Genomic DNA, 12,890 nt, shown 5'->3' on the forward strand with positions numbered 1-12,890 from the left:
CTTTGGCTATGATACTAAATATTGGCTGAGGTCTACTCCTGACCGCAGTTTGTTGCTGATAACCTGAACAGTGAGGATCAATCATGGTTGCCTATTTATGGAAGGGGAAAAATCCTAAAAACAGGGTGGTCAAGGGGGAGATGGAGGCCGAGAACGTTGAACAGGTGCGGTCCAGCCTGATCCGTCGAAAAATTACCCCGGGCAAGATTAAACCCAAACCCAAGGATTTGTTTGAAAATATTTCATTTTTTCAGCCCAAGGTCAAAGAATCGGACGTCATTATTTTTTCAAGGCAGTTTTCCACCATGATTGATGCAGGTCTTCCCCTTCTCCAGTGCCTTGACATTCTCCACGCCCAGCAGGAGAATGTAACATTCAAGAAAATCCTGAAAAAAATTAAGGAGTCTGTAGAATCCGGAGAAACCTTTGCCGATGCCCTGGCAAAATTTCCAGATATCTTTAACGAGCTTTTCACCAACATGGTTGCGGCAGGTGAGGCAGGCGGAATCCTTGATATCATTCTTAGACGCCTGTCCGCCTATATGGAAAAGATGGCAAAGTTGAAAAAGCAGGTTAAGGGTGCCATGACCTATCCTGCCATTACCCTTGCCGTTGCCGTTATTGTTGTGGGGATTATTCTGGTTTTTGTTATTCCGGTTTTTGCCGAGATGTTCGCAGATTTCGGCTCCACCCTGCCTGCCCCGACTCTTTTGGTGGTTTTTCTGAGTGAGTTTGTCATTAACAATATTTTATATATTATTGGCGCGTTTATCGTTGTAACCTTTATCACCCGGCGGGTCTATGCCTCAGAAAAGGGCCATATTATCATGGATGATCTGGCCCTAAAGCTGCCTGTGTTTGGCATGCTGATTCGAAAGGTGGCGGTTGCTAAATTTACAAGGACCATGGGCACCATGATGTCAAGCGGTGTATCTATTCTGGAAGCTCTTGATATTGTGGGAAAAACAGCTGGAAATAAAACGGTTGAATTTGCCATCCATGACGTGAAACAGGGTATTTCAGAGGGGAGATCCATGGCAGATCCCCTTCTTGAAAGCGGGGTGTTCCCCTCCATGGTCTGCTCCATGATTGCCGTTGGCGAATCCACGGGTGCCCTTGATAACATGCTCGGAAAAATAGCAGATTTTTACGATGATGAAGTGGATCAGGCCGTAAAAACCCTCACAGACATGATTGAACCTTTCATGCTGGTGTTTCTCGGGGTTGTCATTGGCGGGCTCGTGGTTGCCATGTATCTGCCCATATTTAAAATGGCGGCTGCCGTAGGATAATCTGAAAACAGTGAAAAATTTAACAGGGGCAGACACCGTTGATGCCGCAGACATGGAAAAAAGGCTTGGCTGGCTCATCGTTTTCAGGGTGTCATTCGCAACCATCCTGACCCTTTCAACCCTTGTTTATAGCGCAGGTGAGCATCTTTCCTCCACTGAACACCCCTTTGTGGTTCTTTATTCTATTTCTGCCCTCCTTGTCGTTCTTTCCCTTGGGTATGCTTTAGTTCTCAGGCGGGTGAGACGCAAGGTGATGTTTGCCTATGGGCAGATCCTCCTTGACAGTTTTTTTATAACGACACTTATTTTTGTTACGGGAAGTTCTGAAAGTATTTTCACCTTTCTTTACCTTGTGGGCATCATTGGTGCGAGCATGTTGCTTCCCAGGGGGGGAAGCATGGTGATCGCTGCTTGTTCCAGCGTACAATATGCCGTTCTTGTCTTTTTTGAAAATCAGGGCATGCTCGGTTTTCTGGGCGGTCAGACCAGCGTTTCAATGATGGCCGACTGGCCCCAGATGGTTTATCGGGTCGTCATCATTGCATCTGCCTGTTTAGCCGTTGCCTTTTTGAGCGGTATTCTGGCGTTCCAGGCAAGGCGGGCCCACCGGGACCTCGGGGTGGTTGAACGGCACCTTAAACGGGTTGAGCGTATGGCCGCCATGGGTGAAATGGTTGCCGGTATGGCCCATGAGATCAAAAACCCCCTTGCCTCCATCTCCGGCTCCATTCAGCTTCTGGCTGAGAACACGGAACCGGGTTCACCCAACCTGCGGCTCATGCAGATTGTCCTCCGGGAAACCCAGCGACTGAGTGCCATTGTGACGGATTTTCTGTTGTTTGCAAAGCCAAAGAGCGGTACGGTCAAGGAAATGCGGTTGGATCTTGCCATTGGCGAAGTCGTGTCCCTTTTTCGGCTGGACCCAATCTGTGTCGGCCGCATTGAGGTCAACCTTAAGCTTGATTCTCCCGTTTGGATTGCCATGGACCCCGGCCATTTAAAGCAGGTGCTGTGGAATCTTTTAAAAAATGGTGCTGAAGCCATCGAAAAAACAGGCACCCTCACGATCCGGATGGCGGTTACCCGGACGGATCGAATTCATCTTACCATATCCGACACGGGATGCGGCATTAAAGAGACAGATCAGGAGACCGTGTTTGATCCGTTCTTTACCACCAAACCCTCGGGTTCCGGTCTTGGGCTTTCCATTGTCCACAGGATCATCGACAGTTACCAGGGAGTTATTGACCTTGAAACCAGTCCGGGCAAGGGAACAACATTTACCCTTATTCTCATGGGTTCCTCCCAGAAGTCTTCTGTATAACACATTCGAACTTTACTCCCTTTGTTGACCAAAAATTTGTAAACTAAATACCTTGGCATATATCAATAGAAACTAACAATTTGCTTCTGCCTGAGGGCTCATATATGCATAATGTCACAAGGCCTTTGTTTGCAGGCCTTTTACGCTGAAGGGCTGATAATAATTTTAGATTTTGATTTTACCGGAGATTCCCATGCATCCTGTTTTTGGAAGATACTGACAGACCATAAAAAATGCTGCCCGTTTGTGGCGGGTGCTCACCGTCCAGGGATTGTGAGGATGATCAGGGATTGTTGTAAAATGTTTCCTCGTTAAAAGTTATTCTTTGGCCCTTCTCTGCCTTGGATTGAACAATACAATCAAAAAAAAATGCAGATGAGATCGAACCATGTTGGATCAATTAAAAATTTCATACGCCCCAAATGGATTCAAGGACAAGGTCGGGGAATTAATACCCCAGGGGGGATTACACAGTTCACCTATGGACTATTATCTGTCTGAGTCTTGGTATCCTGGGAGAAAATGAAAGAACCTATCTCGGGCCTGACCTTGCGGAATATGGTTTGTAAGCGAAACGCCTGGAGCGAGGTATGGCTTTCGTCCACAACAAGTTTAAACAACGGCATCAAGGAGGTGCTATGAAAGAAACTGAGGAAAAAAGTTTTTATGAACGACTGGAAGGAAAAGGGGTATCACGAAGGGATTTTCTCAAGTATTGCACCGTGATGACAGCCTCCATGGGGCTGTCGGCATCCTGTGTGGGACAGGTGGCAAGTTCTATTGAAAAAGCAGCCTCAGGGACGAGACCTTCGGTTGTATGGCTTCATTTTGGTGAATGTACGGGTTGCTCTGAGGCATTTTTACGTACGCCCAATGTCGGAGCCATCATCCTTGAGACCATTTCGGTTGAATACCATGAAACCATTATGGCAGCCTCGGGTCATCAGGCGGAAAAATCACTGGAACAGGCGATCAAGACCCACAAGGGAAAATTTATCTGTGTTGTGGAAGGTTCCATTGCTACAGCCTATAACGGCGCCTATGGCAAGGTGGGGGGAAGGACCTTTCTTGAGATTGCAAATGATGTGATTCCCAAGGCTGCTGTAACCATTGCCCTTGGTACCTGCGCAGCCTATGGAGGCATTCCTTCTGCTGCTCCCAATCCCGGCGGTTACAAGGGGGTAAAGGATGCCATTGGTGTTGCCACCATCAATATCTCGGGATGTCCCCCAAATCCTCTGAATCTTTTGTCAACCATTGTTAAATATCTAAACAAGGAAACCATCGAGCTTGACGAATTGGGCAGGCCTTTGTTTGCCTATGCCGAGACTGTCCACGATCGTTGCCCCAGGTTAAAACATTTTGAAAATGATGAGTTTGTGGAAGAATTTGGTTCTAAAGAGGCAGAACTTGGCTATTGTCTCTACCATATGGGGTGTAAAGGCCCTGAAACCTATAATAATTGTCCCACTGCTAAGTTTAACGATGGAACAAGCTTCCCCATTCAGGCGGGCCACCCCTGCATCGGGTGCAGTGAACCAGATTTCTGGGATACAATGACTCCATTTTATGAGGAATATTAATCCATGGGCAAACGAATAATGATCGATCCTATTACAAGGATTGAAGGACATTTACGAATAGAAGTTGAAATTGAGAATAACCGAGTAAAGGATGCCTGGTGCTCGGGCCAGATGTTTCGTGGAATCGAAATGATGTTAAAGGGCAGGGACCCCAGGGATGCCCATCATTTTGTCCAACGATCCTGTGGTGTCTGTACCTATGTCCATGCCCTTTCGTCTGTCCGGGCTGTGGAAGATGCCTGCAATATAGCCATTCCAGACAACGCCCGTATCATCAGAAATCTCATCCACGCAGCCCAGTTTCAGCACGATCATATTGTTCATTTTTATCATCTCCATGCCCTGGACTGGGTGGATATTGTGGATGCCTTGAAGGCCGATCCGGTAAAAACGGCAAAACTTTCGGCCAACGTGAGTGGAAGGCCGGAATCTTCCGAATATTTTAAAACCATCCAGGATAAATTAAAGACATTTGTGTCAAGCGGTCAGTTAGGGCCGTTTAACAATGGTTATTGGGGGCATTCCGCCTATGCCTTGCCTGCTGAAGCCAATCTCATGGCTGCGGCCCATTACATTGAGGCCCTGAAACTCCAGGCCAAGGCTGCCAGAATGCATGCCGTGTTTGGTGGTAAAAATCCCCATCCCCAGTTCCTCGTGGTGGGTGGAGTCACCTCGGTCAGGGATCTCAACATAGACAGGATCAAGGAATTTGAAGATATCTGGAAGGAAACCAAGGCATTTGTGGATGAGGTTTATATTCCAGATCTCATGGCCATTGCATCTTTTTATAAGAACTGGGGAGCTATTGGTGGTAATAATGAGGCCTTTCTCGTCTATGGTGATTTTGCTGAAAACAGCTCAGAAAGTCGCCTCCTCATGCCTCCCGGATTTATCAGAAAGGGCCTTGGTGTGGAAAAGCTGGATGTTGAGCTTATCACAGAGGACGTTACCCGTGCCTGGTATGAAAACAGTACTCCAAGCCATCCCTATGCCGGAAAGACAGAACCCATCAAGGGAGAAGTAGCATATAATACGGATGACAAATACTCCTGGATCAAAGCACCCCGTTATGACGGGCTTGCACCTGAAGTCGGTCCCCTGGCCAGGATTCTTGTTGCCTACGGTAAGGGGGATGCCACGGCAAAGAATCTGGTGGATCAAACCCTTAAAAAACTGGGTGTGGGTTCAGACGCCCTTTTTTCAACCCTTGGAAGGACGGCGGCCAGGGGCCTTGAAACAGTTATAATAGGCGATGCCATGGGCAACTGGCTGAATGAACTCAGGAGCAACATTGCAAAGGGTGATAAAAAGACTTATCAATCCTGGACCATGCCGGACAAGGCAAAGGGGTTTGGCTTGAATGATGTGCCAAGGGGAGCCCTTGGCCACTGGATCGAAATTGAGGACGGTAAAATTAAGAATTACCAGTATGTGGTTCCCTCCACCTGGAATTTTGGACCTGCCGACGCCCATGGTAACAAGGGGCCGGTGGAGCGTTCCCTCATTGGGACACCCATAGCAGATCCAAAGAAGCCCCTTGAGGTGCTCAGGACGGTTCATTCCTATGATCCCTGCCTTGCCTGTGCTGTTCATGTGATCGATCCCCATACCAATGAAATTTACAAGGTCAGGGTTGTTTAATCCCTGTCCTCTATTTGAGAAGGTCTTTTTCTACCCCCTGTGAAAAGGGGGTAGAAAAATTAGAATTAAAATAGATCAAGGAGAACTGGCATGACATCTGAAATTCTCATTCTCGGCGTTGGCAACATCCTTTTTTCCGATGACGGACTCGGCATCCGGGTGGTGGAAAAACTGCTTGAAAACTATCAATTTCCGGACCAGGTTTCCGTGGTTGACGGCGGCGTTTTAGGGATTAATCTCCTTGGCGTTATTTCCCATGCACACCATCTCATTGTGGTGGACACTATTTTAAACAAGGGAAAACCCGGGGACCTCCATCGCCTTGCAGGTGCGGACATCCCCAACCGGATTCTTGCCAAAAACTCCCTGCACCAGGTGGACCTTCTGGAGGCACTTACCCTTTGTCAATTTCTGGATCATGTGCCCCAAACGGTTATTGTGGGGGCGGAACCCATGGATATAGAAACCCTTAGTGCAGAGTTGACATCGACCCTTGCCGCCCAGGTGGAAAATGTCGTTCTAATGGTCCTCAAAGAGCTTGAAGTCCTTGGTGTGCCCTGGAAAGAAAAAAAAATCAGTAATGGTTGTCATCATACATGAAAGTTCCAGGAAGAAGCCCCACCTCCACGCAGTGGCTCCCAGGTTGCTGTCAATTTTCTTTGCCTGTTTGAGGTCCCACCGTTTTTTTCGGCTCAAAAGGCCCATCTCCCGGTCTCACAGCAATAGGTAATAACATCCCCATCTGACATGGATAAAACGCCTGTGCCTCATTTATTATAGGCGTTTGACATTATTTTATTGCCAACAAAATCTTGACACTCTGCCATGGAATAGGATAGTTTAGTGAATTTTATTGATCATTAACCCAAATATAAAAGACAGTGAACGTATGGATGAATCAAACGCACTATTGACGGCAAGACAAGAGAAGCTAAAGGAGATCCGGGATACCGGTATCCCTCTCTATCCCAATGACTTTAAGGTTTCCCACACCGTGGAAGCGTTGCAAAACGTCATTGCTGAAAATCCCGAAGGGCTTGGGGAGAATGGACCTGTGTTTTCGGTCGCAGGAAGGATGATGGCGGTCAACAAGTTTGGAAAGTCGTCGTTTATCCGTTTCAAGGACAGGACTGGCCAGATTCAGGCCTATCTTCAGAAAAACAGGGTCGGTGATGGGGTTTACGATCTGTTTAAAAAACTTGATATCGGCGATTTTGTCGGAATTACCGGCTCACTGTTCCAGACAAGAACCGGCGAGTGGACCCTTTTGGCTGAAAACTTTCGGCTTCTGTCCAAATCCATGCGGCCCCTGCCTGAAAAATTCCACGGCATCAAGGATCCGGAAAAAAGATACCGCCAGCGTTACCTTGACCTTATCATGAACAAGGAGGCAAGGGCTATTTTTACCCGGCGCAGTAAAACCATACGCCTGATGCGGACTTTTTTTGAACAAAGGGATTTCATGGAGGTTGAAACACCCATGATGCAGCCCGTTGCCGGAGGTGCTGAAGCGACTCCTTTCAAGACCTGGCACAACGCCCTTGGCATGGAGCTATTTTTGCGGATTGCTCCGGAACTTTACCTGAAGCGGCTGGTTGTGGGTGGATTTGAACGGGTATTTGAGATCAACCGTAATTTCAGGAATGAAGGCGTGTCTACCCGGCACAATCCTGAGTTTACCATGGTTGAGTTTTACCAGGCCTACGCCACCTATGAAGACCTCATGGACATGACCGAGGTAATGTTCAGGCACTTAGCGCTTGAAGTGACAGGATCTGAAACCATCCAGTATCAGGGAGACTCCATTGATTTTTCAAAATCCTGGGAGCGTCTTCCCATGATGGAATCCCTGGTCAAGATCGGCGGCGTTGACCCGGCCATCCTTGAAGACAGGACGGCCCTTCGTGCCTTTGCAGAAAAGAACAGCATTAATATGACCGACCAGGATCACCACGGAAAGATACTCACCAAGCTTTTTGATCTGCTGGTGGAACCAAAGCTGATTCAGCCGACCTTTATCACGGGATATCCCGTGGAAGTGTCGCCCCTTTCCAGAAAAAGTGAGGCAAACCAAGAGCTTACAGATCGGTTTGAGCTGTTCATTGCGGGCCGGGAGATTGCCAACGGATTCTCTGAGATCAATGATCCGGTTGACCAGCATGAACGTTTCCTTGGTCAGGCAGCCAAACGAAGTAAAGGCGATGTGGAGGCCCATGTCATGGATACCGACTATGTGGAGGCTCTGGAGTACGGCATGCCGCCCACGGCCGGTGAAGGTATTGGCATTGACCGACTTATAATGCTTTTAACAGATTCTGCCTCCATTCGAGAGGTGATTCTGTTTCCCCACATGAAAAATATTGTCTGATCAATGCCCCTTGAATTTTTCATAGCGGCCCGATATCTCAGGGCAAAGCAGCGGGAGGGGTTTATCTCTTTGATTACCCTTCTTTCGGTTGCAGGTGTGACTGTTGGCGTCATGGCCCTTGTGATTGTCATTGCCGTGATGAGCGGTGCAGAATCTGAATTCCGTCGGCGGATTCTGGGTGTGGAACCCCACGTGCTCGTGATGAACCATTCGGGAACGGCCTATGATGTGAACAGCACCATCAAAAGGGCCATGGACGTTCCCGGTGTTGCCGACGTATCCCCCATGGTGTTTGCCCAGACCATGATCCGAACGAGTCATTCGCTTTCAGGCGCAGTTGTTCGGGGGGTGGACCCAGCCGTTTCCTTAAGTCTGGTCAAGGGGTTTACCCCGGAAGAACTTGATCGCTGCCTTGCCCGGGACGGAAATGGCGTTGTTTTGCCTGGAATTATTCTTGGCAAGGAACTTGCCAAGAACCTTGCCATTTCGGTGGGAGATAAAATTGTTCTTATTTCTCCTGGTGGCATGATCTCACCGGTGGGGCATGTCCCGGCTTTGAAGCGGTTCCGGGTGACCGGCATCTTTGAATCAGGTATGTACGAGTATGACAGTTCCCTTGCCTATGTTCACCTCATTGAAGCCCAGAAACTCATGGGTATGGGGGACAGGATTTCGGCCCTTGGCGTATGGGTCAAAGACCTTTTCAAGGCAGACAAAGTCAAGACCGCCCTTGTGGCGGCATTAGATTATCCCTTTTATGGCCGGGACTGGATGGAAATCAACAAGAGCCTGTTCGCAGCCCTGAAGCTTGAAAAAACCGCCATGTTCGTGATCCTGACCCTGATTGTGCTGGTTGCCGCCTTTAATATTGCCTCGGCCCTGATCATGATGGTGATGGAAAAAACCCGGGACATTGCGGTGTTAAAGGCCATGGGTGCCACCGATGCCCTGGTTCGAAAGGTGTTTATGGTCCAGGGAATGGTCGTTGGCATGTTCGGCACTTTTTTGGGAACGGTTTCAGGGGTTGGCGTCTGCCTGTTGCTTGAACGGTATAAATTCATTGAACTTCCCCCTGCCTATCCTTTTTCAACCATCCCGGTGCAGCTTGAATCCATGGACGTTCTCTTCATTGTCCTGTCTGCCATTGCCATCTGTTTTGTTTCAACGATCTATCCGGCCCACAAGGCATCCAGAATGAATCCAGTGGAGGCCCTTCGCTATGGTTAGACAAAAGGGTGAGCGGCTCATGGCCCTTGAAGGCATCTCCAAGGGCTTTAACACAAAGACCACTCGGATTGACATTCTCAATAAAGTGGATTTCACCATTTTACAGGGGGATACCCTGGCAGTTGTGGGGGCCTCTGGTATTGGTAAATCCACCCTGCTTCACATCATTGGTACCCTTGACCGACCCGATCAGGGGCGACTGTTTTTTGGCGATGATGATCTTTTCGGCCTTGACCCGGTGGCCCTTGCTCGGTTCAGGAACCAGTCCATCGGTTTTGTGTTCCAGTTTCATCACCTGCTAAGGGGATTCACGGCAGTGGAAAACGTGATGATTCCCTGCCTGATCGACCGAATGAAACGATTGGACGCCAGAAAAAAGGCCACAACCATTCTTGAAAGGGTCGGTCTCAATGCTCGTCTTGACCATCGGGTCGAAGATCTTTCAGGGGGTGAGCAGCAGCGGGTCGCCCTTGCAAGGGCCCTTGTCATGGAACCCATGCTGCTCCTTGCCGATGAACCAACGGGCAACCTTGACCGAAAAAATTCAGATGCCGTTCACGAACTTCTCGTGGAGTTAAACAGGGAACTTGGCATGACGGTTATTGTGGTGACCCACAACCCCGATCTTGCCGGTCTCATGAACCAGCGGTTAACCCTTAAAGACAGTGAAATAGTGGCCGTTCAATGAACGATAAACCATACAACCACCAAGTTGAGACTGATACTATGAATACAGGTATTTTCAAACGAACAGCCTTTATGGCGATGCTTTTTGTTGTTTTTTTCAGTGTTACCGTTTCTGCCAAAGATAAGATTACCATTGGAATTCTTCCCTTTGCCGTTCATGCCGACAAGACACTGGATAAACTCGAAAAGAGCATTCCACGGATGCTTTCAGAAAAATTTCAGGCTGATGGGGCTGAAACGGTTCTTATTGAGAAGGTGCCGGAAGGGATTGATCTTGGATATAACAAGATCAAAGAGCTGGGGATTCAATACGGGGTAGATCACCTGGTATGGGGCTCTTTGTTCATGGTGGGTGGCCGATTGAGCATTGACGCCCGCCTGGCAGCCACCTTTGATGCACGGCTTCCGGCCGCCTATTTTGCTGAGGCTGAGGGACTTGAAAATCTTTTTTCAGCCGTCAACCGACTCTCCAGTGAAATATCCAGTGTGATTTTTAAACGACAGTTTATCACCGGGGTTAAGCTTGAGGGAAACCGCAGGATCGAGTCCGATGCCGTTCTGAGGATATTGGCGGTCAAACCAGGAGAAATCTTTAATCCGGCCACCCTTTCGGATGATCTTAAAAAGATCTATAAAATGGGCTATTTTGACGATGTCAGAGTGGAGAGTGATGAGCAGGACAAGGGCATTGAACTGATCTTTACCGTTGTTGAAAAACCCAGTGTTCGAAAGCTGAAGATCAAGGGAAACCGGGTGTACGAGGAAAAAGAAATTACCGATGTCATCAGGACCAGTACCGGCTCCATTCTCAATATCTTCAAACTGGATGCCGATGTGGCAAGGGTCAAGGCCCTGTATACGGAAAAGAACTACCATAATTGTGATATTCGTTATCAGACCACTCCCCTTGACAACAATCAGGCCGACATTGAGTTCATCATTGATGAGGGAAACAAGCTCAGGATTGAATCCCTTGTATTTGAAGGGAACAGCTTCTTTTCAGACAAACAGCTCAAAAAGGAGATGAAGACCAAGGAAAAAGGATTTTTCTTCTGGGTCACCTCGTCTGGAGACCTTGATCAGAACGAACTTGACCAGGATGTGTTCAGGTTGGAGTCCTATTACAAGGACCAGGGGTTTGTGGATGCCAGGGTCTCTGACCCAGAGATTGTGTATGGGAAAGAAAGCATTTCCGTTAATTTCAAGATAGATGAAGGGGTTCAGTATCGGATTGGCACCGTTGATTTCAAGGGAGATCTCATCGTTCCGGTTGAGACCCTGACAACGGAAATTAAATCAAGGGGGACTGAGCTTTACTCCAGAAAGCAGCTGAGAAGCGATGTGATCTCGCTTACCGATATCTATGCAGACAAGGGGTATGCCAATGCCGAGGTCTCTCCGCTCATTGGTCGAGACATGGAAAAAAAGATCGTCAACATCACCTTTAATTTAGACAAAAAATCACCGGTTTATTTTGAGCGTATTCTGATCAGCGGGAACACCAAAACCCGGGACAAGGTGATCAGAAGACAGATCAAGGTCTATGAACAGGAGCTATATTCCATGTCAAAGCTCCAGGACAGCGTGAAAAACCTCAGGAGGACCGATTATTTTGAGAATGTCGAGGTAACCACTTCCAAGGGGAGCAAGCCGGACCGGCTGGACGTTCACATGAACATCACGGAAAAACCCACTGGAACATTCAGTTTTGGTGGGGGGTACTCCAGTGAAGATTCCATGTTCGGCATGGTTTCCGTGACCGAGCGTAATCTTTTCGGCAAGGGTCAGGTGGCGACGGTAAGGGCTGAAATTTCCGGTTCCTCCACCAAGTATACCCTGAGCTTTACAGAACCGTGGCTGTTTGATATTCCATTGAGTGCAGGATTTGATCTCTACAACTGGGACAAGGAGTATGACTACTACGACAAGGACAGCAAGGGCGTGGCCCTGAGACTCGGGTACATGATATTTGATTTTACCAGCATCGGTATCAAATATGCTTTTGAAGATTTTACCATTTCCGATGTTGATACAGATTACACCTCTGTTGATGCCGGTACTTATGTGACAAGTTCCTTGACCACCACCTTGAAATATGACTCAAGGAACAAGAGTTTTAATGCCACCGAGGGAATGCTGCATTCGATCTCCATGGAGTATGCCGGCAGGTTCCTGGGCGGAGAGATCGATTTTACCAAATACATTGCTGAATCCGGGGTTCATTTTCCGATTTTCAGTAAACTGACCGGCCTGGTCCATGGGAAGACCGGTTTTCTGGATGACCAATCCAGTGACGATATTGATATTGATTATGAAAAGTTTTATCTGGGCGGCATCAACTCTATACGAGGCTATGACTGGCAGGATATCAATGCCGGTGAAAACAGTGAGGGCAATATCGAGGGCGGTGTCAAGTTTGTTCAGTTCAACTTTGAACTCAACTTTCCACTTCTTGAAGATGTGGGGCTTGCAGGCGTGCTGTTTTATGACTCAGGGGATGTGTTTGCATCTGATGAGGACATCACGTTCAACGACCTCAAGTCAAGCTATGGGGCCGGGATCCGCTGGTATTCACCCATGGGGCCCATCCGGATCGAATACGGCATCACCCTGGACGACACGGATGAGTCAAGTGCAGGAGACAGCCGATGGGAGTTTTCCATGGGCAGCTCATTTTAACCGTTAGGGCCGGGGCCGGAGCGAGGTATCTGCCCTGGCCATAACCAACGATGAAGCGCCGCTGTTTGTAATACTTCGGTGGATGTTTC

General features: G+C 48.2%; 9 protein-coding genes. All 9 read left to right on the forward strand.

What is annotated here, in order from left to right:
* Positions 1–83 precede the first annotated feature (83 nt).
* Positions 84–1,292: a type II secretion system F family protein gene (locus HRM2_RS11065; protein WP_015904100.1), complete on the forward strand. Its 1,209-nt coding sequence runs from the start codon at positions 84–86 to the stop codon at positions 1,290–1,292.
* A 10-nt stretch (positions 1,293–1,302) separates the two neighbouring features.
* Positions 1,303–2,616 carry a two-component system sensor histidine kinase NtrB gene (locus tag HRM2_RS11070; RefSeq protein WP_015904101.1) on the forward strand — a complete coding sequence of 438 codons (1,314 nt, stop codon included), beginning with the start codon at positions 1,303–1,305 and terminating at the stop codon, positions 2,614–2,616.
* A gap of 638 nt (positions 2,617–3,254) precedes the next feature.
* Positions 3,255–4,199, forward strand: a complete 945-nt coding sequence (locus HRM2_RS11075; protein WP_041273212.1) for a hydrogenase small subunit — start codon at positions 3,255–3,257, stop codon at positions 4,197–4,199.
* 3 nt (positions 4,200–4,202) lie between these two features.
* Positions 4,203–5,840, forward strand: coding sequence for a nickel-dependent hydrogenase large subunit (locus tag HRM2_RS11080; RefSeq protein ID WP_015904103.1), 1,638 nt, complete (start codon positions 4,203–4,205; stop codon positions 5,838–5,840).
* Between the two features lie 90 nt (positions 5,841–5,930).
* Positions 5,931–6,440 (forward strand): HyaD/HybD family hydrogenase maturation endopeptidase, encoded by a 510-nt coding sequence (locus HRM2_RS11085; protein ID WP_015904104.1) that lies wholly within the window; start codon positions 5,931–5,933, stop codon positions 6,438–6,440.
* Between the two features lie 289 nt (positions 6,441–6,729).
* Positions 6,730–8,208, forward strand: a complete 1,479-nt coding sequence (lysS, locus tag HRM2_RS11090; protein ID WP_041273886.1) for a lysine--tRNA ligase — start codon at positions 6,730–6,732, stop codon at positions 8,206–8,208.
* Between the two features lie 3 nt (positions 8,209–8,211).
* Positions 8,212–9,435: a lipoprotein-releasing ABC transporter permease subunit gene (locus HRM2_RS11095; protein ID WP_015904106.1), complete on the forward strand. Its 1,224-nt coding sequence runs from the start codon at positions 8,212–8,214 to the stop codon at positions 9,433–9,435.
* A complete protein-coding gene (locus HRM2_RS11100) occupies positions 9,428–10,123 on the forward strand; it encodes an ABC transporter ATP-binding protein (RefSeq protein ID WP_015904107.1) in 696 nt (231 codons plus the stop codon). Before HRM2_RS11095 ends, HRM2_RS11100 begins: the two co-directional genes overlap by 8 nt.
* Positions 10,124–10,194: 71 nt before the next feature.
* Positions 10,195–12,801 carry an outer membrane protein assembly factor BamA gene (gene bamA / locus HRM2_RS11105; RefSeq protein ID WP_232364253.1) on the forward strand — a complete coding sequence of 869 codons (2,607 nt, stop codon included), beginning with the start codon at positions 10,195–10,197 and terminating at the stop codon, positions 12,799–12,801.
* The last annotated feature ends 89 nt before the right edge of the window (positions 12,802–12,890 follow it).

It is taken from the genome of Desulforapulum autotrophicum HRM2 (assembly GCF_000020365.1).
Lineage (GTDB): Bacteria > Desulfobacterota > Desulfobacteria > Desulfobacterales > Desulfobacteraceae > Desulforapulum > Desulforapulum autotrophicum.